The 26,191-nt window shown below is 63.5% G+C and carries 26 protein-coding genes and 2 pseudogenes; 13 read left to right on the top strand and 15 right to left on the bottom strand.

Annotation, left to right across the window (positions count from 1 at the left end; translation table 11 throughout):
- Window positions 1–16: 16 nt before the first annotated feature.
- The 6 genes from preA to CFB49_RS30205 all read left to right on the top strand — a co-directional run bounded on the left by preA (window position 17) and on the right by CFB49_RS30205 (window position 7,760).
- Window positions 17–1,333 carry an NAD-dependent dihydropyrimidine dehydrogenase subunit PreA gene (preA, locus tag CFB49_RS30180; RefSeq protein WP_069620580.1) on the top strand — a complete coding sequence of 439 codons (1,317 nt, stop codon included), beginning with the start codon at window positions 17–19 and terminating at the stop codon, window positions 1,331–1,333.
- A 101-nt stretch (window positions 1,334–1,434) separates the two neighbouring features.
- A complete protein-coding gene (locus tag CFB49_RS30185) occupies window positions 1,435–2,943 on the top strand; it encodes an NCS1 family nucleobase:cation symporter-1 (protein ID WP_069620581.1) in 1,509 nt (502 codons plus the stop codon).
- Window positions 2,944–3,009: 66 nt separating this feature from the next.
- Window positions 3,010–4,467, top strand: coding sequence for a dihydropyrimidinase (gene hydA, locus CFB49_RS30190; protein ID WP_069620582.1), 1,458 nt, complete (start codon window positions 3,010–3,012; stop codon window positions 4,465–4,467).
- A 247-nt stretch (window positions 4,468–4,714) separates the two neighbouring features.
- The gene (locus tag CFB49_RS30195) at window positions 4,715–5,989 is read left to right on the top strand and encodes a NupC/NupG family nucleoside CNT transporter (protein WP_089437581.1); all 1,275 of its coding nucleotides are present in this window, start codon (window positions 4,715–4,717) and stop codon (window positions 5,987–5,989) included.
- Between the two features lie 39 nt (window positions 5,990–6,028).
- On the top strand, window positions 6,029–7,345 hold the full coding sequence (gene deoA, locus CFB49_RS30200; RefSeq protein WP_089493193.1) for a thymidine phosphorylase: 1,317 nt from the start codon (window positions 6,029–6,031) through the stop codon (window positions 7,343–7,345).
- Between the two features lie 25 nt (window positions 7,346–7,370).
- Window positions 7,371–7,760, top strand: coding sequence for a cytidine deaminase (locus CFB49_RS30205; RefSeq protein WP_069620585.1), 390 nt, complete (start codon window positions 7,371–7,373; stop codon window positions 7,758–7,760).
- A 33-nt stretch (window positions 7,761–7,793) separates the two neighbouring features.
- Here the strand turns inward: CFB49_RS30205 and CFB49_RS30210 are convergent, their stop codons facing one another.
- From CFB49_RS30210 to msrB, 4 genes are all read right to left on the bottom strand, one after another.
- A complete protein-coding gene (locus tag CFB49_RS30210; RefSeq protein ID WP_050016159.1) occupies window positions 7,794–8,909 on the bottom strand; it encodes an aromatic ring-hydroxylating oxygenase subunit alpha in 1,116 nt (371 codons plus the stop codon).
- A 255-nt stretch (window positions 8,910–9,164) separates the two neighbouring features.
- Complete coding sequence (msrA, locus tag CFB49_RS30215) at window positions 9,165–9,908, bottom strand: peptide-methionine (S)-S-oxide reductase MsrA (RefSeq protein WP_089493194.1); 744 nt, start codon at window positions 9,906–9,908, stop codon at window positions 9,165–9,167.
- A gap of 58 nt (window positions 9,909–9,966) precedes the next feature.
- On the bottom strand, window positions 9,967–11,826 hold the full coding sequence (locus CFB49_RS30220; protein WP_089493195.1) for a cytochrome c biogenesis protein DipZ: 1,860 nt from the start codon (window positions 11,824–11,826) through the stop codon (window positions 9,967–9,969).
- Between the two features lie 35 nt (window positions 11,827–11,861).
- Entirely contained in the window at window positions 11,862–12,392 is a 531-nt protein-coding gene (gene msrB / locus CFB49_RS30225; RefSeq protein ID WP_069620588.1) for a peptide-methionine (R)-S-oxide reductase MsrB, read from the bottom strand.
- A gap of 359 nt (window positions 12,393–12,751) precedes the next feature.
- Between msrB and CFB49_RS36625 the strand changes: the two genes are divergently transcribed.
- Window positions 12,752–14,059 (top strand): tyrosine-type recombinase/integrase, encoded by a 1,308-nt coding sequence (locus tag CFB49_RS36625; protein WP_349252628.1) that lies wholly within the window; start codon window positions 12,752–12,754, stop codon window positions 14,057–14,059.
- A gap of 98 nt (window positions 14,060–14,157) precedes the next feature.
- Here CFB49_RS36625 and CFB49_RS37180 read toward each other — a convergent pair whose 3' ends face one another.
- Together CFB49_RS37180 and CFB49_RS30240 are read right to left on the bottom strand one after the other, a co-directional pair.
- Complete coding sequence (locus tag CFB49_RS37180) at window positions 14,158–14,397, bottom strand: transposase (protein ID WP_373453197.1); 240 nt, start codon at window positions 14,395–14,397, stop codon at window positions 14,158–14,160.
- A gap of 765 nt (window positions 14,398–15,162) precedes the next feature.
- Entirely contained in the window at window positions 15,163–15,996 is an 834-nt protein-coding gene (locus tag CFB49_RS30240; RefSeq protein WP_089493700.1) for a DUF932 domain-containing protein, read from the bottom strand.
- 749 nt (window positions 15,997–16,745) lie between these two features.
- Between CFB49_RS30240 and CFB49_RS36950 the strand changes: the two genes are divergently transcribed.
- From CFB49_RS36950 to CFB49_RS36630, 5 genes are all read left to right on the top strand, one after another.
- Window positions 16,746–16,880, top strand: coding sequence for a hypothetical protein (locus CFB49_RS36950; RefSeq protein WP_256979928.1), 135 nt, complete (start codon window positions 16,746–16,748; stop codon window positions 16,878–16,880).
- Window positions 16,864–16,992 carry a hypothetical protein gene (locus tag CFB49_RS36955; RefSeq protein ID WP_256979929.1) on the top strand — a complete coding sequence of 43 codons (129 nt, stop codon included), beginning with the start codon at window positions 16,864–16,866 and terminating at the stop codon, window positions 16,990–16,992. Before CFB49_RS36950 ends, CFB49_RS36955 begins: the two co-directional genes overlap by 17 nt.
- A gap of 299 nt (window positions 16,993–17,291) precedes the next feature.
- A complete protein-coding gene (locus CFB49_RS30250; protein WP_069620592.1) occupies window positions 17,292–17,633 on the top strand; it encodes a nucleotidyltransferase family protein in 342 nt (113 codons plus the stop codon).
- A complete protein-coding gene (locus tag CFB49_RS30255; protein WP_212195597.1) occupies window positions 17,630–18,070 on the top strand; it encodes a HEPN domain-containing protein in 441 nt (146 codons plus the stop codon). Before CFB49_RS30250 ends, CFB49_RS30255 begins: the two co-directional genes overlap by 4 nt.
- 14 nt (window positions 18,071–18,084) lie before the next feature.
- Complete coding sequence (locus tag CFB49_RS36630) at window positions 18,085–18,417, top strand: hypothetical protein (RefSeq protein WP_256979948.1); 333 nt, start codon at window positions 18,085–18,087, stop codon at window positions 18,415–18,417.
- 17 nt (window positions 18,418–18,434) lie between these two features.
- On the opposite strand, the pseudogene CFB49_RS30265 reads toward CFB49_RS36630, so the two are convergent.
- Window positions 18,435–19,420: pseudogene (locus tag CFB49_RS30265) on the bottom strand (IS256 family transposase); the annotation flags it as partial.
- A gap of 45 nt (window positions 19,421–19,465) precedes the next feature.
- On the opposite strand from CFB49_RS30265, the pseudogene CFB49_RS36070 reads away from it, so the two are divergent.
- Window positions 19,466–19,655, top strand: a pseudogene (locus CFB49_RS36070) (integrase core domain-containing protein); the annotation flags it as partial.
- Between the two features lie 255 nt (window positions 19,656–19,910).
- Here CFB49_RS36070 and CFB49_RS30270 read toward each other — a convergent pair.
- From CFB49_RS30270 to CFB49_RS30300, 8 genes are all read right to left on the bottom strand, one after another.
- On the bottom strand, window positions 19,911–20,492 hold the full coding sequence (locus tag CFB49_RS30270; protein ID WP_249190605.1) for a disulfide bond formation protein B: 582 nt from the start codon (window positions 20,490–20,492) through the stop codon (window positions 19,911–19,913).
- A gap of 20 nt (window positions 20,493–20,512) precedes the next feature.
- Entirely contained in the window at window positions 20,513–20,665 is a 153-nt protein-coding gene (locus tag CFB49_RS37185) for a DUF5993 family protein (RefSeq protein ID WP_222150282.1), read from the bottom strand.
- A gap of 137 nt (window positions 20,666–20,802) precedes the next feature.
- Window positions 20,803–22,893 carry a flagellar biosynthesis protein FlhA gene (locus CFB49_RS30275; RefSeq protein WP_089493198.1) on the bottom strand — a complete coding sequence of 697 codons (2,091 nt, stop codon included), beginning with the start codon at window positions 22,891–22,893 and terminating at the stop codon, window positions 20,803–20,805.
- Window positions 22,890–24,029, bottom strand: coding sequence for a flagellar type III secretion system protein FlhB (flhB, locus tag CFB49_RS30280; RefSeq protein ID WP_089493199.1), 1,140 nt, complete (start codon window positions 24,027–24,029; stop codon window positions 22,890–22,892). Before flhB ends, CFB49_RS30275 begins: the two co-directional genes overlap by 4 nt.
- Entirely contained in the window at window positions 24,026–24,823 is a 798-nt protein-coding gene (fliR, locus tag CFB49_RS30285; protein ID WP_089493200.1) for a flagellar biosynthetic protein FliR, read from the bottom strand. Before fliR ends, flhB begins: the two co-directional genes overlap by 4 nt.
- A 7-nt stretch (window positions 24,824–24,830) precedes the next feature.
- Window positions 24,831–25,103, bottom strand: coding sequence for a flagellar biosynthesis protein FliQ (fliQ, locus tag CFB49_RS30290; protein ID WP_054928525.1), 273 nt, complete (start codon window positions 25,101–25,103; stop codon window positions 24,831–24,833).
- On the bottom strand, window positions 25,103–25,849 hold the full coding sequence (gene fliP, locus CFB49_RS30295; RefSeq protein WP_089493201.1) for a flagellar type III secretion system pore protein FliP: 747 nt from the start codon (window positions 25,847–25,849) through the stop codon (window positions 25,103–25,105). The genes fliQ and fliP overlap by 1 nt, the downstream gene beginning before the upstream one ends.
- Window positions 25,846–26,187 carry a FliM/FliN family flagellar motor switch protein gene (locus tag CFB49_RS30300; RefSeq protein WP_089493202.1) on the bottom strand — a complete coding sequence of 114 codons (342 nt, stop codon included), beginning with the start codon at window positions 26,185–26,187 and terminating at the stop codon, window positions 25,846–25,848. Before CFB49_RS30300 ends, fliP begins: the two co-directional genes overlap by 4 nt.
- Window positions 26,188–26,191 lie beyond the last annotated feature (4 nt).

A 26,191-nucleotide genomic window follows, 5' to 3' on the forward strand; every position in this document is an offset into this window, starting at 1 on the left:
TCTCACGGAGCCGAACATGGCCGATCTTCGCTGCACCATCGCAGGCATTACTTCGCCGAATCCCTTCTGGCTCGCGTCCGCGCCGCCGACCGACAAGGCCTACAACGTCAATCGCGCGTTCGAGGCGGGCTGGGGCGGTGTCGTCTGGAAGACGCTCGGGCTCGATCCGCACGTCGTCAACGTCAGTTCGCGCTACGGCGCGGTGCAGTGGAACGGTCAGCGCATCGCGGGGCTGAACAACATCGAGCTGATCACCGACCGTCCGCTCGACGTGAACCTGAGAGAGATCGCGCAGGTGAAGCGCGACTGGCCGGACCGCGCGTTGATCGTGTCGCTGATGGTGCCGTGCAACGAGCGCGACTGGAAATGGATTCTGCCGCTCGTCGAGGATACCGGCGCCGACGCGGTCGAACTCAACTTCGGCTGCCCGCACGGGATGAGCGAGCGCGGGATGGGCGCGGCGGTCGGGCAGGTGCCCGAATACGTCGAGATGGTCACGCGCTGGGTGAAGGAAGGCACGAAGCTGCCGTGCCTCGTGAAGCTCACGCCGAACATCAGCGATATCCGGATGGGCTCGCGCGCCGCATACAAGGGCGGCGCGGACGGCGTGTCGCTGATCAACACGATCAACTCGATCGTCGCGGTCGATCTCGACCAGATGGCGCCGATGCCGACCGTCGACGGCAAGGGCACGCACGGCGGCTATTGCGGGCCGGCGGTCAAGCCGATCGCGCTGAACATGGTCGCGGAGATCGCACGCGATCCGGAAACGCCGAACCTGCCGATCTCGGGCATCGGCGGCATCTCGTCATGGCGCGACGCGGCCGAGTTCATGGTGCTCGGCGCCGGTAGCGTGCAGGTGTGCACCGCCGCGATGCATTACGGGTTCCGGATCGTGTCGGATCTCGCCGACGGCCTGTCGAACTGGATGGACGAGAAGGGCTACGCGACGCTCGACGACATTCGCGGCCGCGCGGTGCCGAACGTGACCGACTGGAAATACCTGAACCTGAAGTACGACATCAAGGCGCGCATCGACCAGGACCGCTGCATCCAGTGCGGGCTGTGCCATATCGCGTGCGAGGACACGTCGCATCAGGCGATCACGGCGACGAAGGATGGCGTGCGGCATTTCGAAGTGATCGATTCGGAGTGCGTCGGGTGCAATCTTTGCATGCATGTGTGTCCGGTCGAGCAATGCATCACGATGGAGCGCGTCGACGCGGGCGACTACGCGAACTGGACCACGCATCCGAACAATCCGGCGAGCGCGGAGGCGGGGGCGAGCGCAGGCGCCGCGGCACCCGAGAAGCACGCGAAGAAGGCTGCCTGACCGGCGTCCGGCGATGCGGGGCATCCTGCACCGCCGCCTTTCGTTCCACCCGGGCCGGCATCGCACGATGCCGGCGTTGACGTTTTCGTGGAGTGTGTTCGATGAATCACGCAGCGATTCCCGCCGATCCCGATAGCGCTGCGGCGCACGGCGGCAGCCTGTACAACGACGACCTCGCGCCGACGACGCCGGCGCAGCGCACGTGGAAGTGGTACCACTTCGCGGCGCTGTGGGTCGGGATGGTGATGAACATCGCGTCGTACATGCTCGCGGCCGGGCTGATCCAGGAAGGCATGTCGCCGTGGCAGGCGGTGATGACGGTGCTGCTCGGCAACCTGATCGTACTCGTGCCGATGCTGCTGATCGGCCATGCGGGCGCGAAGCACGGGATTCCGTACGCGGTGCTCGTGCGCGCGTCGTTCGGCACGCAGGGCGCGAAGCTGCCGGCGCTGCTGCGCGCGATCGTCGCCTGCGGCTGGTATGGCATCCAGACCTGGCTCGGCGGCAGCGCGATCTACACGCTGCTGAACATCCTGACCGGCAACGCGCTGCACGGCGCTGCGCTGCCGCTCGTCGGCATCTCGTTCGGGCAGCTCGCGTGCTTTCTCGTGTTCTGGGTGCTGCAGCTGTACTTCATCTGGCACGGCACCGATTCGATCCGCTGGCTCGAAAGCTGGTCCGCGCCGATCAAGGTCGTGATGTGCGTGGCGCTCGTCTGGTGGGCGACGTCGAAGGCGGGCGGGTTCGGCTCGATGCTGTCGGCGCCGTCTCAGTTCGCGGCGGGCGGCAAGAAGGCCGGGCTCTTCTGGGCGACCTTCTGGCCGGGCCTGACCGCGATGGTCGGCTTCTGGGCGACGCTCGCGCTGAATATTCCGGACTTCACGCGCTTCGCGCATTCGCAGCGCGACCAGGTGATCGGCCAGTCGATCGGGCTGCCGCTGCCGATGGCGCTGCTGTCGGTGGTGTCGGTCGTCGTCACGTCGGCGACCGTCGTGATCTATGGCAACGCGATCTGGGATCCGATCGACCTGACGAGCCGGATGACCGGCATCGGCGTGGGCATCGCGCTCGTGATCCTCACGCTTGATACGATGTGCTGCAACCTCGCCGCGAATCTCGTCGGGCCTGCCTACGATTTTTCGAGCCTGTGGCCGAAGGCGATCTCGTACCGCGCGGGCGGGATGATCACCGCGACGATCGCGATCGTGATGATGCCGTGGAAGATCCTCGCGACGACGGACGGCTATATCTTCACCTGGCTCGTCGGTTATTCGGCGCTGCTCGGGCCGGTCGCGGGCATCCTGATGGTCGACTACTTCCTGATTCGCGGCACGCAGCTCGACACGCGGGCGCTGTTCGACGAGGGCGGCGACTTCAGCTACGCGCGCGGCTGGAACCCGGCCGCGCTGGTCGCGCTCGCGGTCGGCGTGCTGCCGAATTTGCCGGGCTTCCTGCATACGGCATTTCCGGCGTCGTTTCCGAACGTGCCGGCGTTCTTCAACACGCTTTACACGTACGCGTGGTTCGTCGGCCTCGTGCTGGCGTCCGGCGTGTACGGCACCTGGATGAAGTGGCGCGCCGGACCGCGCGCGCAGATCGCGAGCGCATGACGCGCGGGCCGGATGCGACTCGCGCGCGGCATGCGGCACACCGACAGTCAACGAGGAGGCAACGAAATGGCAATCCTGATTCGTGGCGGCACCGTGGTCGATGCGGACCGCTCCTATCGCGCGGACGTGCTCTGCGCGGATCCGCAGGATGGCGGCACGATCCTGCAGATTGCGGAGCAGATCGACGCGCCGGCCGGCGCAACCGTCGTCGACGCGCACGACCAGTACGTGATGCCGGGCGGCATCGATCCGCATACGCACATGGAACTGCCGTTCATGGGCACGACCGCGAGCGACGATTTCTATTCGGGCACCGCTGCCGGGTTGTCGGGCGGCACGACGAGCATCATCGATTTCGTGATTCCGAGCCCGAAGCAGCCGCTGATGGAAGCATTCCGCGAATGGCGCGGCTGGGCCGAGAAGGCGGCTTCCGATTACGGTTTCCACGTGGCCGTGACGTGGTGGGACGACAGCGTGCACCGCGACATGGGCACGCTCGTGCGCGAGCATGGCGTCTCGAGCTTCAAGCACTTCATGGCGTACAAGAACGCGATCATGGCCGACGACGAAGTCCTCGTGAACAGCTTCACGCGTTCGCTCGAACTCGGCGCGCTGCCGACCGTGCACGCGGAGAACGGCGAGCTCGTGTTCCAGCTGCAAAAGGCGCTGCTCGCGCGCGGGATCACGGGGCCGGAGGCGCATCCGCTGTCGCGGCCGCCGGAGGTGGAAGGCGAGGCCGCGAACCGCGCGATCCGCATCGCGCAGGTGCTCGGCGTGCCCGTGTATATCGTGCACGTGTCGGCGAAGGACGCGGTGGACGTGATCACGCGCGCGCGCAGCGAAGGGCTGCGCGTGTTCGGCGAAGTGCTGCCGGGCCACCTCGTGATCGACGAGGCCGTCTATCGCGATCCGGACTGGACGCGCGCGGCGGCCCACGTGATGAGCCCGCCGTTTCGCTCGGCCGAGCATCGCGAGGCGCTGTGGCGCGGGCTGCAGTCGGGACAGCTGCATACGACGGCGACCGATCACTGCGTGTTCTGCGCATCGCAGAAGGCGATGGGCCGCGAGGATTTCACGAAGATCCCGAACGGTTGCGGCGGCGTCGAGGATCGCATGTCGGTGCTGTGGCATCACGGCGTGAACCACGGCCGCATCACGCCGAACGAGTTCGTGCGGATTACGTCGACCAATGCCGCGCAGATCTTCAACCTGTATCCGCGCAAGGGCGCGGTGCAGGTCGGCGCCGATGCCGATCTCGTCGTGTGGGACCCGGCCGCGACGAAGACGATCTCGGTGAAGACGCATCATCAGCAGGTCGACTTCAACGTGTTCGAGGGGATGACGGTGCAGGGCGTCGCGACGCACACGCTCACGCGCGGCGCACTCGCGTGGGCCGACGGCGAATTGCGCGCGGTGCGCGGCGCGGGCCGTTACCTGAAGCGTCCGCCGGCGGCCGGCTACTACGAGGCCGCGCGGATCGCGAACCGGCTGCGCGAGCCGCATCCGGTCGAGCGCGCGGGCTGAACGACGCGTATCGTGCGGGGCGTGTCCGTTCCGACGGCGCGCCCCGCGCGTGTTTTGGCCGTGTAGATAGAACAACTGATCAAGTTGACGAAGACGAAAACGGAAACGATCGATGCCATTGATCGCGGCGATTTTGGCGACGTTGCCGGCGTGCGTATCGAGCGAGTAACATCCACCCACCCGATCACGCGGGTCGCGGGCACGGGCCGCCCGCCGGACAGTTCAAATAGTGAGAAAGGAGCACAAGGTGGATATTCTGCGCAGTCTCCTCGGTATGCTGTTTCTGTTGCTGGTCGCGTATCTGTTGTCGAACAACCGCCGCGCGGTCAGCGCGCGGACCATGATCGCCGCGCTGCTCACGCAGTTCGCGATCGGCGCGCTGGTGCTGTTCGTGCCGTCCGGCCGCGCGGCGCTGGCCGCGGCCGCGAACGGCGTCAATCGCGTGCTCGACATGGGCAATCACGGCATCGCGTTCGTGTTCGGCGGGCTCGTCGACGCGCGGATGTTCCAGTTGTTCGGCGATGGCGGGTTCGTGTTCGGCCTGCGCGTGCTGCCGATGATCATCTTCGTCACCGCGCTGATCTCGGTGCTGTACTACATCGGCGTGATGAAGTGGATCGTCGCGATTCTCGGCGCGGGGTTGGCAAGGTTGCTCGGGGTGAGCCGCATCGAGGCATGCTCGGCCGTCGCGACGATCTTCCTCGGACAGAGCGAGATGCCCGCGCTCGTGAAGCCGTTCGTGCGCAACATGACGAGCGCCGAGATCTTCACGGTGATGGCGAGCGGGATGGCGTCGGTCGCGGGCTCGGTGCTGGTCGGCTATGCGGGCCTCGGCGTGAAGATGGAGTACCTGCTCGCCGCGTCGTTCATGGCGGTGCCGGGCGGGCTGCTGTTCGGCAAGCTGTTGTTTCCGACCGTCGAGCCGAGCCGCGTGGTGGTCGACGGCCTCGATTTCGACGACAAGCGCGCCGCCAACGTGATCGAGGCGGCCGCATCCGGTGCGTCGGTCGGCCTGCGCATTGCGATCAACGTCGGCGCGATGCTGATTGCGTTCGTGGGCCTCATCGCGCTGATGAACCTGATCGTCGGCGGCGCGGCCGCGTTCGCGGGCTTTCCGCAGGTCACGCTGGTCGGTATCATCGGCCACCTGTTCGCGCCGCTCGCGTGGATCATCGGCGTGCCATGGCATGATGCGGCGCTGGCCGGCAACTTCATCGGCGAAAAGCTGATCTTCAACGAATTCGTCGCGTACGGCGACCTGTCACCGTACCTGAGGGGCGGTGCGCACGCGGCGGCGGCCGGCCTGCCGGTGCTCGATCCGAAGACGCTCGCGATCGTGTCGTTCGCGCTGTGCGGCTTCGCGAACTTCTCGTCGATCGCGATTCTCGCGGGCGGCTTCAGCGCGGTCGCGCCCGAGCGCCGGTCGGACGTCGCGCGGCTCGGTTTGCGCGCGCTGACGGCCGCGACGCTGTCGAACCTGATGAGCGCGGCGATTGCCGGCCTGTTTTTCTCGCTGCATTGAACCGTGCAGTCGACTCCGACCGATCGAAGCGAGGCAACGATGTTTCTACCGCAGGAATTCATTCGCAGGAAGCGCGACGGGCAGCCGCTCGATCGCGACGGGATGGCCGCGTTCGTGCGCGGCGTGACCGACGGCAGCGTGACCGAGGGCCAGGTGGCCGCGTTCGCGATGGCCGTGTATTTCAACGACCTGAGCACGGACGAACGCGTCGCGCTCACGCTCGCGCAGCGCGATTCGGGCGACGTGCTCGACTGGCGCGCGCTCGATCTCGGCGGGCCGGTGATCGACAAGCATTCGACGGGCGGCGTCGGCGATGTCGTGTCGCTGATGCTCGGGCCGATGGTGGCCGCGTGCGGCGGCTACGTGCCGATGATCTCGGGGCGCGGGCTCGGCCACACAGGCGGCACGCTCGACAAGCTCAGCGCGATTCCCGGTTACGACGTGATGCCCGAGACGGACGCGTTTCGCCGCACGGTGCGCGAGGTCGGCGTCGCGATCATCGGGCAGACCGCGCGGCTCGCGCCGGCCGACAAGCGCATCTATGCGATCCGCGACGTGACGGCGACCGTCGAATCGGTCGCGATGATCACCGCGTCGATCCTGTCGAAGAAACTCGCGGCGGGGCTCGACGGGCTCGTGATGGACGTCAAGGTCGGCTCCGGCGCATTCATGCCGACCGCGGAGAAATCGGCGGAACTGGCGCGCAGCATCGTCGACGTCGGCAACGGCGCCGGCATGAAGACGACCGCGATCCTCACCGACATGAACCAGTCGCTCGCGCCGTGCGCGGGCAATGCGCTCGAAGTGGCGTGCGCGATCGACTACCTGACGGGCAAGTCGCGTCCCTCGCGCCTGCACGACGTGACGATGGCGCTGTCGGCCGAATTGCTCGTGACCGGTGGGCTCGCGCCCGATGTCGCCCACGCACGCGAGAAGCTGCAGCAGGCGCTCGATTCCGGCGCGGCGGCCGAGCGTTTCGCGCGGATGGTCGTCGCGCTCGGCGGCCCGACCGATCTGATCGACGCGCCCGCGCGGCATTTGGCGCGCGCGGCGACGATCGTGCCGGTGGCGGCACCCGCGAGCGGCGTGGTGCAGCGTATCGATTGCCGCGCGCTCGGGGTGGCCGTGGTCGCGCTCGGCGGCGGCCGCACGCGTGCGGAGGACGCGATCGACGTCAGCGTCGGCCTGTCGGCGCTCGCCGAGATCGGGCAGCGCATCGAGGCCGGCGAGCCGCTCGGCTTCGTGCATGCCCGCGACGAAGCGGCCGCGGCCCGCGCGGTGGACGCAGTGCGCCGCAGCTACGTGCTCGGCGAGACCGGCGAGGCGCCGCCGACCCTTTACCAGCAGATCGGCTGACCCTGCTCGCGGAGGCATCACCACGATGGAACGAGACGAACTGATCGAACAGGCGAAGGCTGCGCGCGAGCGCGCGTATGCGCCGTATTCGCGCTTCAAGGTCGGCGCGGCGCTGCTGGCGCGCGACGGCACGGTGTTCCACGGCTGCAACGTCGAGAACGCGTCGTACGGACTGTGCAATTGCGCGGAACGCACGGCGCTGTTCGCGGCGATCGCCGCCGGCTATCGGCCGGGGGATTTCGCGCGGCTCGCGGTCGTCGGCGACACGGACGGCCCGATCGCGCCGTGCGGCGCGTGTCGTCAGGTGATCATCGAGATCGGCAAGCCCGACATCGAGGTGATCCTGGCGAACCTGAAAGGGGCCGTCGAGATCACGACGGCCCGCGCATTGCTGCCGGGCGCGTTCACGCTGTAACGGCGCGCACCGCGGCGAGCCGCATGCGTCACGTCACGCGCTGTCGCGCGCGTCGCGGATCGGGATCACGGTGCGTGCGCCGCACTGGCGCAGCAGGTCGCGCAGCTCGTTGATGACCGGAAACACCTCGTGGTTCCAGTCGGCGCCTTGGGCGTCGTGCGCTTCCTGCTCGCGCTCGACGATCCAGCGATCCTCGCGGAAGATGCGCTCGGTGAACCACACGAGCAGCGGCCACGCGAGATCGAGTGCGAACGGGATGCCGGGCTTGTGGATCGACAGCAGCCCGAACGTGCGGTTGGTGCGCTGCTCGGCGTCGAGCGGCACGTAGACGATCCACAGGTCCATCACGAGCGTGCCTTCGCTCGAACGGATTTGCAACGTCTGGTACGGGTAGCCGGTGCGCACCGTCATCACGCTCTTGTCGGACTGGTCGGCCGGCTTCTTGCTCGCGCCGAACACGAGCGCCTCGCCGACCGGCTGCTTGCCTTCCATCCGCGCGAACGTGTAGTCGACCTCGACCCAGTCGTCGCCGCGGCGGCGGCCCACGGAGCGCGCGCGCATCTGCCCCATCTGCTTGCGATGCAGGAACTGATGGTTCATGTCCATCAGGTTCTCGTGCATGAACGAGTAGTGGCACTTGACCTCGCGGCCGAAGCGGCGCGTCTTGTACGCGGGGTTGTCGGCCGATTCGAGCGCGGGGAACGGCCGTTCGTCGGCGAGCGTGGCGTCGCCCGGAAACACGAAGATCAGCCCGTGGGCCTCGCGGCACGGATACGCGCGCACGCCGTTGGGCAAGCGCTCGCGGCCGAGGTAGGGCACGTCGACGCAGCGGCCGCTGTCGCACGCGTAGGTCCAGCCGTGATAGCAGCAGCGCAGCGTTTCGCCGCTCACGACGCCCGCGTGCAGCGGCACCTGGCGGTGCGCGCAACGATCTTCGAGCGCATACACGGCGCCCGATTCGGTGCGCACGAGCACGATCGGATCGCCGGCGAAGCGCACGCCGAGCGTCTTGCCGCGCTTGAGCTCGCGCGACCACGCGAGCGGGTACCAGTGATCCGGGTGAATGGGCACGCGGCGCAGGTCGCGCACGACCGCGCCGGTGGACGGTTCTTCGAGGGTGTTGCTGTCAGGCAAAGGCACTGCGCGCATGCGTGACGCCTCCTGGCTGGACTGAATGTCGAGCGCCGCAAGAAGCGGCGGGAATCAGGAGAGTCTACGCGAAGTTGCCGATCGCGGCGGATGCGATGCGGGTTTGCCCCGGCATCGCGTCCGCCGGTTCGTTGATCCGGCGCAAACGGGAGCCGCCGGTGCGGTGTGCCCGCGGCTCTGCTGGGCGGCGGGCGTCCGCCCCGTCATGCAGCGAGCGGACGGTCACAAGCGGCTTATAAACGACTCATCAACGACTCATAAGCGGGCTTCGCGCCACAGCACCGGGTCGGCACGGTACAGCGCCGGGAAGCGCTGCTTCAGCCCGGCGACCTTCGGCAGGTCGTTGAACGCGATATACGGCGCGTCGGGGTGCAGTTCGAGGTAGTTCTGATGATAGGCCTCGGCCGGATAGAAGCCCTTGTAGGCTTCGACACGCGTGACCACGGGCGCCGGAAACACATGCGCGCCGCCGAGCTGCGCGATGTACGCGGTGGCGACCGTGCGTTGCTGCGCCGTGGTCGGGAAGATCGCGGAGCGGTACTGCGAGCCTTCGTCGGGGCCCTGCCGGTTCAACTCGGTCGGATCGTGCGCGACCGAGAAGAACACCTGCAGCAGCCGGCCGTACGTGACCTGGGTCGGGTCGTAGACGATGCGCACCGATTCCGCGTGCCCGGTCAGCCCCGAGCCGACGAGCGCGTAGTGCGCGGTTTCGGATGCGCCGCCCGCGTAGCCTGCGGTTACCTGCTTCACGCCCTTCACGTGCTCGAACACGCCCTGCACGCCCCAGAAGCAGCCGCCGGCGAACACGGCCGTCTCGTCGTGCGACGCGCCGGGCGTTTCGTCGAGCGTCGGCGCGGGCACGGTGCGCATCGGCTCCGCGGAATTGACGATGCGCTGGTAGCCGAACACGGCGGCCGCCGCGACGGCGATGGCGCCGATGCGGCGCAGCATGGTCGCGCGCCGGCGTGCGGCGGCATCGCGGGTAGGGATCGGGTTCATCTTTTGCTCCTTCGGAATGCGTTGGGAAAGGCGGCGCAGGGATGGCGGCGGCGTGCGATCAGCCGAAAGTGAATGCATACGCATCGACCCCGGGATCGAGAAACTCGATCGCGAACGTGCGGTCGGCGATCGCGCCGGGCTGGCGGACGAGCTGGTACAGGCGCTGGCCCGTGACGGTGCCGTAGCCCTGCGCGTCGACATCCGTGCCATGCGCGGCGCCGGGCGCCGCGCCGTCGAGCGTCACGCGAAAGCGCACGGGCCGGCCGTTCGTGCCCGGGCCAAGCACCAGGTGCAGGTCGCGTGCATGGAAGCGGTAGACGATCCGGCCATCCGGCGCGGCGAGCGACGCGCGCTCGGCGCCGACGTTCCACGTGCCCGTGAGGCCCCAGTCGTTGAGCGCCGGCCGGGCCGGCGCGTCGTAACGGTGTGCGGCATCGCGCACGGCACCGCCCGGCGACGCGAAGCTTTCCGCACGCGCATAGCCGACATACGTTTCGGGTGAACGGACGTCCGCGCTGTCGGCCGCCGCGAGCGCGCCCTTCGCTGGTGCGCCGGCGAGCCCGAGCGGCACGTTCAGCGCGTCCGGGTGGCCGGCTTCGGCGAGCAGCGACTGGATCGCGCGTTCCGATTGCGCGTATTCGCCTTCGCCGAAGTGGTGATGGCGGATCCGCCCTTGCGCATCGATGAAGTAGTGCGCGGGCCAGTATTCGTTGTTGAACGCGCGCCAGATCGAATAGCCGTTGTCGATCGCGACCGGGTAGTCGATACCGAGGTCGTGAACGGCCTTCTTCACATTGCCGATGTCGCGCTCGAATGCGAACTCCGGCGCGTGCACGCCGATCACGACCAGCCCGTACGGCGCGTATTTGCGCGCCCACGCAGCCGTGTACGGCAGCGTGCGCAGGCAGTTGATGCACGAATACGTCCAGAAATCGACCAGCACGACCTTGCCGCGCAGCCCGGCCGCCGTCAGCGGCGGCGAGTTCAGCCACTGCACCGCGCCGTCGAGCGACGGCAGCGTGCCTTCGACCGGCAGCGCGGCCGCGGTGGCGCCGGCCGCACGCATCATCGCGCTGCCGGCCATCGCACCACCGCCGGCCTGCGCGTCATCCACTGCGGCGGCCATCATCGCGCCGCCCGTCGCGTTGTCGGTAGCGGCGCTCGGGGCCGCTGCCGCCGGCGCGCCGTTCGAGCGGCCGCCGAGGCGGTCGACGAGCTTCGTTTCGAGCCCGCCCGTGGTGACCGTCGACAGTTGCGCGAGGGCGCCCGTGTCGAGGCCGAGCGCGATCGCGCCGACGCCGGCCAGGAGCGCCGCGCCGATCCCGCGCCGGATCCATTCGCCGGCGCCGAGCGAGCGCTTCATCGCGGCGAACACCTTGCCGCCGATCACGAGCGCGACGCCGAGCGACGTCGCCGCGCCGGCCGCATACGCGACGAGCAGCAGCGTCGTGCCGACGCTCGCGCCGCGCAGCGCGGCGCCGGTCAGCACGAGGCCGAGGATCGGGCCCGCGCACGGCGCCCACAGCAGGCCTGTCGCGACGCCGAGCAGCAGCGACGACGCAGGGCCGGCCGGGCGGCCGTCGCGTTGCGCGAACCCGGTGAGCCGGTTGCCGGCGGCGACGAGCGGGCGCGTCAGGTGTTCCGCGAAACGCGGCATCAGCAGCGTCAGGCCGAACACGGCGAGCAGCACGATCGCGATCCAGCGGCCGGCCTGGTTGGCCTGCGCGACCCAGCCGCCGCCGACGGCGGCAAGCGTCGCGACGACGGCGAACGTGAGCGCCATGCCGGCGAGCAGCGGCAGGCCGGTGCGCACGAACGGCTGGTCGGCGCGCGCGAACACGAACGGCAGCACCGGCAGGATGCACGGGCTCAGGATCGTGAGCACGCCGCCGAGATAGGCAAGAACGATGAGGAGCATGATGCGTTCTCCAGTCGGATGGGAGTGGGGCCGGATCAGGCGGCAGCCGGGTGGAACGCGAGCGCGAGGCCGTTCATGCAGTAGCGCAGGCCGGTCGGCGCGGGGCCGTCGTCGAACACGTGGCCGAGATGGCCGCCGCAGCGGCGGCAGTGCACCTCGGTGCGGACCATCCCGAACGACGCATCGGTGTTGGTGCCCACCGCATGATCGAGCGGTTTCCAGAAGCTCGGCCAGCCCGTATGGCTGTCGAACTTGGTGGCCGACGAGAACAGCGCGAGGTCGCAGCCGGCGCACGCGAATGTGCCGTTCCGGTGCTCGTCGTTCAGCGGGCTGGTGAACGGCCGCTCGGTGCCGGCTTCGCGCAGGACCGTGTATTGGGCGGGCGTGAGCCGGCGATGCCATTCGGCGTCGCTGAGCGTGATTTCGAACGGGACGGCCTTCGGCGAGCCGGCCGGCGGCGCGGCGAACGCGCGGCCGACCAGCGCGCGGCGGCCGGCGGACGACAGCGCCGCGAGCGCGGCGAGGCCGGTGGCGCCGGCGAACAGCAGATGTCTGCGGGTGGGCATGATGGGCTCCTGGAAGCAGGTCCTGAAAACATGCGCCCATCGTAGGCGGCGGCCGGTGTCGAAGTCCTCACGGAAAGTTAAATGAATCGTGATTATTTTCTGGGTGTTCCGAATAGTTCCGGTGAAATCCGTCAAATCCCCGTCTGACAAGGGTTTGCCGGGTATTCGTGGTCCGTTCACTTCCACGGAAATCCGGCACGAGCCGCAACTTTTTAGTGTCTTTTTAGTGTTCGTCGTGTCGGGTAGGCTCTGCTTGGATGCGCGGGCCGACCTGATGACGAAATCGATGGAGGGCGATCATGGGTGCACTGACGGTCAGACAAATCGAAGCCGCAAGGGCGACTTGAAAGCGGTATTTCCTGTCGGATGGGCGTGGACTGTTCCTGCGCGTCGGCCCGACCGGCGGGAAAACGTGGTTTGTTCGCGTCAGCATCAATGGCAAGCAACGCGACAAGCCGCTGGGCAAGGTATGGGGGCGCTGCTCGAGCGTTGCGCAGCTGTCGCTAGAGGATGCACGCACGGCAGCCGCGATGATTCGCTCCCAGGCGCGCGACGGCGTCGACTATCTCGAAGCGAAGAAGCGTGAACGCCAGACCAAGGTCGAAAAAGCGGCGACGGCAGATCTCACGTTCGGCGATTTATTCGATGCATGGTTTGTGACCATCAACAAGAAACGCGGCAAAAAGGGTCGAAAGGATGGCGGTAAATTGCTTCGAGGTGGGATGGAAAGGCATGTGCTGCCCTCTCTCCGTACACACAGGATCGCAGACGTGTTTGCGTCGAACGTTCTGCCGCTGCTTACCGCGATTTCCGACGTGGGACACAACCGTCAAGCGGTCGAGATGTTGATAACGATCCAGCAAATGGTTCGATGGGGCGAACGTAATCAGCCGTGGAAGCGCTTGCTGATCGATTGCGACGTGCTTGCGCTTGCGAAAGAGGATGTCGTTTCAGGTGATTACGATCCGGTGCGTGGCAATGAGCGTAACCGCACACTCACGGACGATGAAATCCAGTCACTCGGTGAACTGATTCCGGCCGCGCGACTTCCGCGTTCCATCGTGTCAGCGGTATGGGTGATGCTCGCATGCGGAACGCGCGTCGGCGAAACACTCCTGACGCGCTGGATCGATCTCGACTTCAAAGCACGAACGTGGACGATTCCAAAGGAACACACGAAATCGAACACGGCGATTACGATTCATCTGTCCGATTTCGCTCTGGCACAGTTTGCAGCGCAGCAAGCCGTGCGCGCCGGCGTGCCCGAAGGCAACGCACGCCGCGAATACGTGTTTCCCTCGGAAAAGGGCAAACTGCCGCACGTCAGTATTCATACGACCTGCGGGGCGATCCATGACCGGCAACGCCCGAAGGATGCACCGACAGAAGGTCGCACAACGGCAACCGATGCGCTCACTGTCGCGGGCGGCCAGTGGAAATGTCATGACTTGCGCCGGACGTGCGGGACTATGATGCAGTCTCTCGGCATCCCAGAAAGCATTGTGCATCGGTGCTTGAACCACGCGCGCAACGATCCGCTTGATCGAATCTATCTGCAGTTCGACTATGACGCGCAGATGCGCGATGCATGGCGGCGATGGGGCGATCGTTTGTCGGTTTTGCTTGGCATGAGTACAGAAAACGTACGCTTTCTGTTTGCGCCGTAATCGGAGCGTGCTTGTCGACGACGCAGGTCTGAACTGTGGTCCGCGGATAGCCGCGCTAATGGCTTTGGTGAGCCCCTTCAAGTCATCGACCACGGCGATCAGAACGTCCTGGCAGGCGTGCGTTCGTTGAACATCTTGAGCCGGAACTTGGCGCCCTCGGTCCGTTCGATCCAGAGGCCCAGCACGTCGAGCTGGCCGTCGGCCTGGATGCCTAAGGCCGGAGACGGCCTAGTTGCTGACCACGCCGTCGTCGCGGATATGGCCCGCAGCGCGTCGAAGAAGACCACCGGATACATCGTCTCAAGCGGGCGGCTCTGCCAGCTCAGCGCATCGGCCATTACCTCGTCGGTGACCGAGATGATGAAGTCGGGAGATACCTCGGTGACGTATTGCTCGTGTCGTACGATTGCGTGCGTGGCGCCAAAAACCGGCGCAAGCCTATCCTGCGTTACCTCCTTTTAATGTCTTTGCTTTTGAAGTTCGCTAATCCCACGGGCTTGGTGAGTTTTGCTGCATGGAAAAAACAGAGCTCGGCTGCAGAAAGGACGAATCGGCTTGCGCAGGAAAATTGTGTGAGCCATACAGCAAAGCGAACTGAACAATGCGAAAAATGTCCCAGCCGCATGTGCGGATCCGTGGCAATCGGTTGATCTGTTGCCACAGGAAAACCGAATGCTGAGAGCGATCGCGCAGAGCGCACAGGTTTCGTATCGCGCAAGAAGGGCGATCGTCCGAACGCAAATCAGGTGCGCCAGTATCGAAGCGGAACGACAAGGCGCGAGGATTAAATCAATCGATCAGAGTTCCGCCGTTAGCATCCGTAAAAACGTGTACGCCCGATTGCATCAAACTTCAGATGTGGTCGTTGCCTTGGAAACGTAATCGATAGTGTGATCGGCGGTGTGACCCGGTGCTTGTGGGCACGCACACTTGAATACGCGCTTGCTCGCGCACAAAGGCAAAAATATTCTCGTTTCCAGGCGAGTCTGGCGAATTCTTGCATGTGCCGAGACCTCCAGTTTGGCTTGTTTTTTGACGTTAGCGGCCGCCATTGCCTGCAGAACCGAACAGCCGGGCGACGAGCAAACACCGCCCGTCAGTCGTTATGCCTTCATCTGCCGCATCGCATCGGCGAGCATCCACAGCGCACGGTTGGGCTTCACGCTCTGATCGATGCCGGTAATGGGGCGCGTGGACATCGCACGGCCCGAGCGGGAGCGGCCACGCAGGCCACCCTTGGTCAGGTTTTCCTGCACGCGGTTAAAGACGGTCCAGAGGTCGTCGTGGCGATCCTCGAAGCGGCGCGGGGCCAGCAACTGGCTTTCGCTGACGGGAGCAGGCGCTTCGGCGTCGGTTGGGTCGTACCGCAGCGCGAGCGCGGAGCGGGCGAACGCCTGCTGTTCGTCGCGGTCGAGCGTTACCGATCGCATGCCGTCTTTCTGTTCGCGGATCAGTTCGAACCCGTCGAGCACGTCGAACGCACCGTTGATCACGTTCTGCACCACGTTGCCTTTGTGCGGCACGCGGATATCGGCGATGTTCTCGCCCGCGACCATGCCGTTCTGGCAGACAAAGCGGAATGTGCCGGCGAGCATCTGGTAACTGCTGGTGCCATCGTGCGAGTTCAGCAGCACGATTTCATCGGCTTCCTCACCGGTGATCTGGTCGGCATGGCGCAGCCGAAGCATGTGTTTCGTGAATTCGCGCTTGCTGGAGTCGCGCACGCGGGTCTGACAGATCATGAACGGTTGAAAGCCCTCATTACGCAGGCCGCGCAGAACGTCGATGGTGGGAATGTAGGTGTAGCGCTCGGAGCGGCTTTCGTGCTTGCCGTCCGCGAAGATGGACGGGGCCACACGGCGAATCTGGTCGTCTGAGAGGGGGGCACTGGCGCGCAGCATCGGTGCGCAGTAATGGAAAGAGGAAGCGAGTTGCATGACGTTCTCCACAGTCAAGGTTGAGGACTTGAACCGAGCGAGGAGATATGTCATGCCGTTGCGGCTGGATATCTCCCGGTGGAACTCGGGGTTGGCGTTGCTGCCGCCTGACTCCCGGGTTCCCGCCCGTGCGACTGAAGGAGCCGATAGCGGGCAGGCGTCAAGGAAAAAGGCGCGGGAGGGGGCGGGCAACACGGTCCCGCGCCCCTTGATGGCTGCCCGCTATCGGCTACGGTCGCGGGTCAAGGGCGCGAAGCTGGGAGTCGGGTGCGTGCCATGCTCCGGGCTGACCGCAGGCTGCGTAGTGAGATGGGACTCGGCGCGCCGCGCGACACTCGTGTTGGCTTGCCAGCGTCGAGACGGGTGACGCTTTATTGCATTGCAGCGCAGGCCGGCGACAAGAAATCGCGACGAGGGTGACGCGGCGCCGCCGCCGCGTGCTTTGCTCATGGTTGACTGCGCGTGAGGCGGTGTTGCGGTGAAGTGTCCGATAAGTTACCGGTGAGCTACGGATGGTGAGCAAGGCTGATAGACGCCGGTGGTATTTTGGGCGTTAGGCCTGAGGGGGAAAAAATGCATGAATGACCGCGCCTTGCTGGTGTTGTGAAAATTCACGGGGCGCGATATGTCTGGATGGTTTCGCCGAGCATGCTTTATTTGAGAGCTGTTGGATTGGGACGAGCAACGCGGTGCCTCCGAGCACGAATACTGTATGGCGTCGAGGCACTGAAAGAGAATCCCGAAAACGGATGACGAAGAGTTACAACGAGCAGCAGGTCCTTGAGCGGCAAGTCCGCGAGTGGACGGCAGAACTGAAGCGGTTGGCCGGGCAGATTGCAGCAGCAAAAACAATCATGCGCGATCGTGATGATCACGCCGCTTGACGCGGACTACACAGACGTCGTGCCTGAACTGATCACCGAGGACGCGATGCGCGTCTTGAATTACGGCTGGCCGGAGGGCTTTGAGGTCGAAGTCCTCAATCAATCAGCCTGATCGATCCGTGAGATCAAGATGAGCGATATTCCTTCCGAAGCGGAGCAAGCGGCCGTTCGCGCCGTTGCGTCGAATACTTCAGTGCGTGTCCGAAGTGCTCGCGTCCGTTCCGGACCTGTTGCTGCACTCGAAGTGTCGCGTGGCTGTATTGGAGTACTTCCCACGTGTGTGACTGCGTATCGATCTTGGCGTCGACACGCACATGTGCTGCTGATGGAGAGATTGTCATGGCAGGGAATTTGTCTTGCAAGACCCCCCATTGGGGGGGTATAACAGTAAGTCTCGTCGAGGAGAGCAACATGGACGTGGCTGTCGATCCTGAAACCGCCCATGCGGCCGATGTGTTCCTGAAACGTATCGCGCAGCGCTACCCGGTCCGCCGGGCAATCCTCTTTGGTAGCCGAGCGCGTCACGAGCATACCGACGAAAGCGACGCTGATATCGCAGTCATCCTGAGCGGCGTTCACGGTGAACGCACGGACATCGTGCTGGACATGGCGGGGACGTCGTTTGACGTATTGCTGGAAACGGGAGTGCTGGTCGGCGCCCTTCCGATTTGGGAGGACGAACTGGAGCACCCGGAACGGTTCAGTAATCCGGTCTTGATCGAGAACATCCGCCGCGAAGGAATCACGCTATGAGGATGACTTCCGCGGACTATATGGCAAAAGCCGTACGCGCGTTGGCGGAGGCCCATGTATTGCTGCAGGTCGGTGGGCGCGAGGGCGCATGCAATCGCGCGTACTATGCGATGTTCGACGCCGCTCATGCCGCGTTGCTCGGCGTTGGAGTCGTTGAGCAATCGCCGGCAACCCATAGCGGCGTGATCGCGGCATTTGGTCTAAAGCTTGTGAATCAGGGGCTTGTGCAGCCCGAATACGGCCGATCACTGAGACAAGTCGAGAGTTTGCGCGGCATCGCAGATTATGGCGTCGGTAATATCCCCATGGACAAGGCGCGTTGGGCGGTTACGCAGGCGGAAAATTTCGTTGCAGTCGTGCGGGAGCTTTTGACGCCTGATCAGGAACAAAGGCCCGATGATCCGGATGCGTCTCCGACGCCCGATCTGGACTTGTAAGCGAGGGGACGCGAATGGCCACCAATAAGTCGCCTCCTGAGATCACGCAGCAGGTGTTTCTCCGCGATGCGATGGCGTCACTCTGCATGACGCGTATGGAGTTCGCAGAGCGTATCAGCGTTCCGATCAAGACGCTGGACAAGTGGTTGGCACCGATGAGCACAAGCGATTTTCGGAATATGCCTGATGTGGTATGGGCCTATGTGCGAGAAATTTTGGACTGGACGAAAAAAGGGCTTGATTCTCAAGTCAGGGCCGTGTCAGAAACGTCATGTGCTAGGGAGCGGCTAAAAATCTCAGCTAATGGCGAGGTGCGTCGCTCGCCGAATAGGAATGCGAACAGATGACTGCTTGCCGCTAAGATTGTCGTATATACAATTTTCCGGATGTGGGGCGCGAAGGCGTAGAACGAAATCACCTGATCCCAGGCCCGGCGCCAGAGCGGCAATCGGGGGGTATTTTGTACCCCAGGGGCTCGTATCGAACGCATCCAGCGCCATGGCGGCGGCTTTCGCCGACGGTGCCCGATAGACCTCCTTGAGCGCCGCTGCGACCGATTTCCTGTCTTTCCAGCTGGCGAAGTCCAGTGAGTTCAGGATCAGATGCACGATGCAGGTCTGGACCGTCGTTTCCGGGAACACCGTGTTGATCGCTTCCGGGAAGCCCTTCAGGCCGTCGACCACGGCGATCAGGATATCCTGCACGCCGCGCAGCTTAAGGTCGTTCACTACCCTCAGCCAGAACTTGGCCCTCTCGGTCTGCTCCATCCAAAGGCCCAACACGTCGCGTGTGCCGTCGCGGCGCACGCTCAGCGCCAGGTAGATCGCTTTGTTGCGCACGACGCCTTCGTCGCGGATCTTGACTCGCAAGGCGTCGAAGAACGCGACCGGGTACATCGGCTCGAGCGGCCGCTGCTGCCATTCGCGCACTTCGTCGATCACGGCATCGGTCACCGTACTGATGAAGTCCGGCGACACCTCGATGCCGTACATCTCCAGCAGGAAACCCTGAATCTCCCGCACGCTCATGCCGCGTGCGTACATCGCAATGATCTTGTCGTCGAAGCCGGTGAAGCGTCGCTCGCCCTTGGCGATCAGCACCGGATCGAAGGTGCATTCGCGGTCGCGCGGAATCTCGACGTCGAGCAGGCCGTCGTCGGTCTTGATGCGCTTGCGGCTGGTGCCGTTGCGGTGGTTCGTGCTACTCGCTGGCTTGGCTTCACCCTTCTCGTAACCCAAGTGGTGGGTCAGTTCGCCGCCCAGCGCACGCTCGAAGATCGCCTTCTTGAGTGCGGCCAATTGCTCATTGATCGTCGCCGTCCAGTGCCCCGGGCACCAGTTGCTTGATCAGTTCCGGCGTCACGCCTGCGCTATTCGAAGACGGACGGATGGCTAGGACTGCTATCAGAACCAGTTGGCCGAATGGATCAACGGCATCCTCCCAGTACGAGTTCCTCTTGTAACGTCTCGCTGACCTTGCTCAAGCCGTCAAGACGGTCGAGCAGTCGGCGCGCATCTACACCCCTGAACGATCACATGCAGCCCTGAAATACAAAACGCCCGATGCGATGCATCGGGCATGCTAGCGCCTCGATACTGTCAACCTATTCAATGACTTGACACCCCCAACACGCGTTGCGCCGTATGGTCGGTATGTGTGGCATCGATTTCGATGCCACACATACTTTGAGCGAGTTACTGGCTGCAATTTCAAATGTGCGGGATCGAATTGATGGATGCGCCGGAGTTCCTCAGGTGCTTGGACGAGCGTATCACTTGAGCTATTGATTTTTTAAAATACCATCATTTATCATAGAAATACGGTCCGCATTACGGAATACTCAATTGTTTAGAAGACGTTCGAGCAGTTCGTACACGACGGGATCGCTCGCGCACTGACCGCCACCGCATTCGAGTAACGTCGATATGAGATTGGCGATGATCGTAAGCCCGAAGACTGCCATCGCGATTCGCCCGCGGGTACTCATCGACACGGGTTGCACAGTATTGCTTGTGCGGCGGACGGAAAGCAGCAAGGAAACATACAAAATGATCAAAACCGACGCGATAAAGCACCATGTGTAGAAATGCAAGCCCCACAGAGCTGAACCATACGCTCCCGAATCAGGTGCGATGTGTAGCAGTACCTGACGACCTGCGATGACGCCGGTTACGACAGCGCTGACGAGCACGCAGCAATAATGTGTGCCGCGTACACCGTATCTGACGTTCATTGCGAATCCGATCCCGGCGAGGATCAATCCGACGCGCTGCAGTAAGCAAAGTGGACAGGGTAGCTCATTGAATGCAAGTTGATAATAGAATGCGATGAGCAGTGATGCACTAATCGCAATTAATGCAAGAACATCTAGCGTATTGTTCGTCGTCGCGTTGTCGTTGCTATCGTTTCGTAGAATCTTCATTTCCATTATCGCGATGTCATTTAGAGGGATAGATTGAGCGAATCTGTCGCGTGATGAGAGAATGAGAAAAGTGTGGAGATCAGTGCGACGACGAACAAAGAGATCGTACGTGAACGCGTACCGTATATCATTGAGACGAACGATGCGAGTGACAACAGAAACGGAAGAAACATAAAAATTTCGAGTCCTTCAGGTGGTGGTTAAAACGAACAGCGTAACGAGGTTGGGTCAGACGACCGAAAATCGATTGCCTGTCACAGGTTGGAATAGAAGAGCCGGCAAGGCCGCCGTAGCGATCATGGCAGGGGCGTCATCCAAGCGTGCCGACAATGCTGACTTCCTTGTTGTCGGGAACTTCGTTGTACGACAGGACGGTTAGGTCCGGAGAGAACAGTTTGGCGTACCGCGCGAGCATCGGGCGAATGCGTGGCACCACGATCAGCACTGGGGCGGCGCCCATTTGTTTCAATTGTTCGACCACCGCCGGCATATGGGTCTGCAACTGCGAGAGCACATTCGGTTCGACCGGGAAATTGTCCAGCGGCACACGGGTTCCCGATTGCTCCGCGAGACTTAGGGCATTCAGCAGAATGTTCTCGAGTTCCACCGTCAGGCTGAAACCCTGGAGCGCCTCGTGCTGGGCGCCAAGTCCGGCCACGATCTGGCGACGCAGTGCGCAGCGGACTTCGGCCACGAGCAGTAGCGGATCCTTGGTGGTTTCCGCGGCCTCCACCAGCGTGGCGGACACGGTCTCGATGTCCTTGATCGACACGTTCTCGGCCAACAACGTACGGAACACCTTGCGCAACTGACTGTGCGTGAGGCATTTTCCCAGCGCATCGGCCAGCGCTGGCGCAATGGCCATCAGGCGTTCGATGATGGCGGTCACATGATCGTAGCTGAACAGGTCGGGAATCGTTTCGCGAATTAACTTGGCCGCATGCGTGGCGATCACCGTCGCGCAATCGACGACCTGGTAGCCGAGGCCGAGGGCATGGGCCTTCTGGTCGGGCTCGATCCACGTGACGGGCATGCCGTAGGCAGGGTCGATGTCGGGTGTGCCATCCAGTTCCCCGTAGACGGTAGGTGACGGAATGGCCATCAGCTTTCCAGGTTGCACTTGGGCCTGAGCCAGTGTGGTGCCATTGAGCACGATGGTGTAACTGGAGGGGGGCAGGCTCATGTCGTCGCGCGCGCCGATGGCCGGTAGCAGGAAGCCGAGCTGTTCCGACAGGGTTTGTCGGGTGCCATGCAGGCGGCGCACCAGCGGCGCGCCCTGAGCGCGGTCCAACATCTCCACCAGCTTATAGCCGAGGGATACCGAAAGCGCGTCCACATACGGCAGGCTGCTCCAGTCGAACGATTCGCTGCCGGGCGCGGCTAGCGTGGCTTGCATGACACGGGCGGTTTCTTCCGCCTCGACCGCGGCGGAGGGCGAAGTACGCTGCGTCATCCGATAGCCGACGTAACTGAGCACTGCTGCAAAGCACAGAAACACCAATGTCGGCATGCCCGGGATCAGACCCAGCGCGGCCATCAGTGCGGAAGCGCTGAACAGCACCAACGGCGAAGCCAGCAATTGCTGGCCGACCTGTTCCTCGAAGTCGCGTGCATCGTCGATGCGGGTGACAATGACCGCGGCGGCGGCGGACAGCAGGAGGGCGGGTATTTGCGCGACCAGGCCGTCCCCGATGGCCAGCAGCGCATACTTGTGGAATGCCTCGCCTGCAGGCAAGCCGTGCATGATTACGCCGATGATCACGCCGCCGATCATGTTCGTGATGAGAATCAGAATGCCGGCGATGGCGTCGCCGCGCACGAACTTCGAGGCGCCATCCATGGCGCCGTAAAAGTCGGCTTCGGTCGTAACGTCCTTGCGGCGTTGCTGGGCTTGTGCCTGTGTGATGACACCGGCGTTCAGATCGGCGTCGATGGCCATCTGCTTGCCGGGCAGCGCGTCGAGGGTGAAACGCGCCGACACTTCCGAGATGCGCTCCGCACCCTTGGTGACCACGACGAAGTTGATGATCATCAGGATCACGAAGACAACCAGGCCGACCACGAAGTTGCTGCCAATCACTACATTGGCGAACGATTCGATCACTTGACCGGCTGCGCTCGCACCCGTGTAGCCATTAAGCAAAACTACGCGTGTCGATGCGACGTTCAATGTCAGGCGCATCAGCGTGGCAGCCAGGATAATGGTCGGGAAGGCCGAGAAGTCCAGCGGTCGCTTGACGGTCACGGCCACCATGACCACCACAATGGACAGCACGATGTTGAACGTGAACATGATGTCCAATGCAGCTGGCGGAAGCGGCAGGATTACCATCGCCAAGATGGTGAACAGGGCGAGAGGCGCAGCAAACTTCAGGCGCCTGAATAGGTCGAGCACGTTCATCGGGATTGAGACTTTTGCAAGTGTTCGGGAATGGTGATGCCAGTGGGCAGCGAGGGTGAAACGTCGCGTCCACCGCTGCGGAATGCCTTGATCTGCAGCACGTAGGACAGCACCTTTGCTACGGCGCGATACAGCTCTGCCGGAATTTGCTGATTGACTTGGCTGGTGTGGTAGATCGCGCGGGCCAGCGGCGGCAGTTCGAGCACCTCGACGTTGTGCCCTCGGGCGACGTCGCGAATGAACAGCGCGACCTCATCTACTCCCTTGGCTACTACGTACGGCGCTTGTGCGCGCGTTACGTCGTACTTGAGTGCGACTGCATAGTGGGTCGGGTTCATCACCACCACATCGGCGGTTGGCACGGTCTTTCGGATCCCCTGGCGCGCGAGCTGGCGCTGGATTTGGCGGATGCGGCTCTTGACCTCGGGCTTTCCTTCAGACTGCTTCATCTCATCTTTGATGTCACGCTTGCTCATGCGCTGGCCGCGCTTGAAGATGATTTGTTGTACCGGTATGTCGACGAGTGCGAACACGATGATGATGCACGTCAGCGTGAGCGCAGAGGTCAGGAACAGGCTTGCCCCACCGGTCAGTGCGTCGGCGAGCGGCGCGCCTTGCAAGCGGATGAAGCCGCTCAAGTTGGAGCGGCAGACGATGAAGAGCGTGGCCATCAACACGAGGGCCTTGAGCACGGTCGTGCCGAACTGCAGGTAATGCTTGCCGGACACCAGGCGCTTGAGCCCGGAAAGCGGGTTCAAGCGGTTCAGCTTCGGCATGACGTTTTTGTGGCTTATGGTCCAGCCGCCCGGTACCAACGACGCGACGATGATGCTGGCGGGCACCGCGGCCAGCGGGGCAAGCATCTTGCACAATAGCAGCGCCGCTGCGGGAAATAGCATCGACGCCGCATTGCCGATCCTGTCGTCGCCGGAAAGGTCTGCAAACGACAACCCGAAAATGTGCTTGAGTTCAACCAGCCACGCCGGGGCTAGTACGACGATAAGCTTGAGAGCAATCAGAATTCCCACACACGTGCCGATATCTCGCGAACGTGCAACCTGGCCTTCCATTCTGGCTTTGCGCAGTTTCTGCGGGGTGGCCTTTTCTGTCTTGTCGCCGGTTTGTTGCTCGCTCATTGCATTCCCCCGTTGCCGAGGGGCCGCGTCGCGAGTCGGTCGTAGAGTTCTAGAACGTGCTCCACCATGCGACCGTAGTGATCCGGCAGTGACGGCAATAGCAGCGTCAGCAGTAACAGCCCGAACATGGTCGTGATCGAAAAGCCCAACGCAAAAAGATTCAGTGCGGGTGCTACGCGATTGAGGAGGCCCAGGCCGACTTGTACGACCAGCGTAGCGAACATCACCGGAAGCGCCAACGCCACGGCGGCGGAGAACACCCAGCCTACTGCGAATGCGAGATGCTTGAGCGCGTCGAGGTCGAAGGCAAAACGACCGACCGGCCAGACTGCAAAGCTGCGCGCGATGACAGCCGTCAGGATCAGGTGGCCGTCAACGGCGAAGAACAGCAGGATGAATACCACGTACATGACGCTGGTGAGTACGTCGGCCATCTGACCATTCATCGGGTCGTTGATCTGCGCCATGGACAGGCCCAATTGCGACGACGCGACGGTACCGAAAATCTGCAGCGCGCTCAGCACGAGATGGAACACGAAGCCGAGCAGGCCGCCTATCAGGACCTGTTCGGCCACGGCAGCCACACCTTCGAACTGCAGCAGGTCGATCACGGGCATCGCCGGAATACCGGGCTGTATGGCTAATGCGAGGATGAGGGCGATCAGCAGGCGAATGCGCACAGGGACCATCGCGTCACCCAGGATCGGCGACGCGGCCAGCGCGGCAGCGATTCGGCAGAAAGGCCAGAAGATCGTGTTCGCGAGCGGCAGGAGCTGGGCAAGGACAATTTCCATTGCCGAGTCACCCGGTCAGTTGCGCGGCGCGGCTGAAGATCTCAACCGTGTAATGCATGACGCGGCCGGTCATCCACGGGCCAGCCAGCGCGAGTGCGACCAGCGTCGTGATCAGGCGCGGAAGAAAGCTCATCGTCTGCTCATTGATTTGCGTCGCGGCCTGGAATATGGCCACCAGCACACCCGTGATCAGGCCTGGTGTAATCAGCACGAGGATGATGACGAGCACCAGGCGCAACGCGTCGACGGCGAAGCTGGCAGCCAGATCGGGAGTCAGCATCAGTAGGCCTTCACGCTGGTAATGAGGGTGTTGACGGTAAGTGACCATCCGTCCACCAGTACGAACAAGAGCAGCTTCAGCGGCAGCGAGATAACGAGTGGCGACAGCATCATCATGCCCATTGCCATCAGCACGGACGCGACAATGATGTCGACGATCAGGAACGGGATGAACAGCATGGCGCCCATCTGGAACGCAGTCTTCAGTTCGCTCAGCACGAACGCCGACAATTTAACCAGGAACGGCTGCTTCTCCGGGTCCGTGATTTTTTCGGTGCCGGAGAGTTTGGCCATCTGCGCAAGCGTGGCCTTGTTCGTCTGCGCGAGCATATAGCGCCCCAGCGGTTGTTCCGATGTCGCGAGCGCGGCTTGCATGCTGATCTTGCCCTGGTCGTATGGCACGAAGGCCTTTTGCCAGATTTCCTCGCCGACCGGGCGCATCGTAAGCATGGTCAGCACCAGCGCGACACCCGTCACGATGCGTCCCGGCAATCCTTGCTGCAGGCCTAGCGCCTGCTTGACCAGTGACAGCACGATCACATAGCGCAGGAAGCTCGTCATCGTCATCAGCAGCGCGGGCAGTAGCCCGAGCAGCGTCATCAGAACGAGGATCTGAGTTTTGACCGTGAAGCCTTGGCCGCCGACGGCATCGGATGTGAGCGTCAGCGTGTCGGCTTGCACGAGTGCGGGCACTGCGAAAACGGCTAACGCCAGACCCAGGTGGGGCAGGAGGTCGCGATTCTTCATGTCGCAAGCGAGTTGAGGTCGTCGAGTTCGATGATGCGTAGCCCGTAGTGTTCTCCCGAGACGACGACTTCGCCCAAACCCACAGGCGTACCATTTACCTTGATGATGAGGGGGTCGCCGGCCAGGCGATTGAGCTCCACCGTCGAGCCGGTTTCGTACGACAGCAGATCGGCTAGCGGTACGGTGGCTTCCCCCACCTCCAACGTCAAGCGCACGGGAATGCGGCGCAGCATACGCATCGGGTCGCGCGGCGAAGCAGGTTCTGTGATGGATTTGGGATCGTCGCCCAGATCCAGATCGCCCAACGCGGAGAGATCAAGGTCGGTGGTCGATGTCATGTTG

The sequence above is a fragment of the Burkholderia sp. AU17457 genome (genome assembly GCF_002223255.1).
GTDB lineage: Bacteria > Pseudomonadota > Gammaproteobacteria > Burkholderiales > Burkholderiaceae > Burkholderia > Burkholderia sola.

Excerpts from the sequence above, each read along its gene's own strand:
- preA (WP_069620580.1), top strand. The coding sequence starts at position 17 with ATGGCCGATCTTCGCTGCACCATCGCAGGCATTACTTCGCCGAATCCC.
- CFB49_RS30185 (WP_069620581.1), top strand. The coding sequence starts at position 1,435 with ATGAATCACGCAGCGATTCCCGCCGATCCCGATAGCGCTGCGGCGCAC.
- hydA (WP_069620582.1), top strand. The coding sequence starts at position 3,010 with ATGGCAATCCTGATTCGTGGCGGCACCGTGGTCGATGCGGACCGCTCC.
- deoA (WP_089493193.1), top strand. The coding sequence starts at position 6,029 with ATGTTTCTACCGCAGGAATTCATTCGCAGGAAGCGCGACGGGCAGCCG.
- CFB49_RS30205 (WP_069620585.1), top strand. The coding sequence starts at position 7,371 with ATGGAACGAGACGAACTGATCGAACAGGCGAAGGCTGCGCGCGAGCGC.
- CFB49_RS30210 (WP_050016159.1), bottom strand. The coding sequence starts at position 8,909 with ATGCGCGCAGTGCCTTTGCCTGACAGCAACACCCTCGAAGAACCGTCC.
- msrA (WP_089493194.1), bottom strand. The coding sequence starts at position 9,908 with ATGAACCCGATCCCTACCCGCGATGCCGCCGCACGCCGGCGCGCGACC.
- CFB49_RS30220 (WP_089493195.1), bottom strand. The coding sequence starts at position 11,826 with ATGCTCCTCATCGTTCTTGCCTATCTCGGCGGCGTGCTCACGATCCTG.
- msrB (WP_069620588.1), bottom strand. The coding sequence starts at position 12,392 with ATGCCCACCCGCAGACATCTGCTGTTCGCCGGCGCCACCGGCCTCGCC.
- CFB49_RS37180 (WP_373453197.1), bottom strand. The coding sequence starts at position 14,397 with ATGGCCGATGCGCTGAGCTGGCAGAGCCGCCCGCTTGAGACGATGTAT.
- CFB49_RS30240 (WP_089493700.1), bottom strand. The coding sequence starts at position 15,996 with ATGCAACTCGCTTCCTCTTTCCATTACTGCGCACCGATGCTGCGCGCC.
- CFB49_RS36950 (WP_256979928.1), top strand. The coding sequence starts at position 16,746 with ATGACGAAGAGTTACAACGAGCAGCAGGTCCTTGAGCGGCAAGTCCGC.
- CFB49_RS36955 (WP_256979929.1), top strand. The coding sequence starts at position 16,864 with ATGATCACGCCGCTTGACGCGGACTACACAGACGTCGTGCCTGAACTG.
- CFB49_RS30250 (WP_069620592.1), top strand. The coding sequence starts at position 17,292 with ATGGACGTGGCTGTCGATCCTGAAACCGCCCATGCGGCCGATGTGTTC.
- CFB49_RS30255 (WP_212195597.1), top strand. The coding sequence starts at position 17,630 with ATGAGGATGACTTCCGCGGACTATATGGCAAAAGCCGTACGCGCGTTG.
- CFB49_RS36630 (WP_256979948.1), top strand. The coding sequence starts at position 18,085 with ATGGCCACCAATAAGTCGCCTCCTGAGATCACGCAGCAGGTGTTTCTC.
- CFB49_RS30270 (WP_249190605.1), bottom strand. The coding sequence starts at position 20,492 with ATGAAGATTCTACGAAACGATAGCAACGACAACGCGACGACGAACAAT.
- CFB49_RS37185 (WP_222150282.1), bottom strand. The coding sequence starts at position 20,665 with ATGTTTCTTCCGTTTCTGTTGTCACTCGCATCGTTCGTCTCAATGATA.
- CFB49_RS30275 (WP_089493198.1), bottom strand. The coding sequence starts at position 22,893 with ATGAACGTGCTCGACCTATTCAGGCGCCTGAAGTTTGCTGCGCCTCTC.
- flhB (WP_089493199.1), bottom strand. The coding sequence starts at position 24,029 with ATGAGCGAGCAACAAACCGGCGACAAGACAGAAAAGGCCACCCCGCAG.
- fliR (WP_089493200.1), bottom strand. The coding sequence starts at position 24,823 with ATGGAAATTGTCCTTGCCCAGCTCCTGCCGCTCGCGAACACGATCTTC.
- fliQ (WP_054928525.1), bottom strand. The coding sequence starts at position 25,103 with ATGCTGACTCCCGATCTGGCTGCCAGCTTCGCCGTCGACGCGTTGCGC.
- fliP (WP_089493201.1), bottom strand. The coding sequence starts at position 25,849 with ATGAAGAATCGCGACCTCCTGCCCCACCTGGGTCTGGCGTTAGCCGTT.
- CFB49_RS30300 (WP_089493202.1), bottom strand. The coding sequence starts at position 26,187 with ATGACATCGACCACCGACCTTGATCTCTCCGCGTTGGGCGATCTGGAT.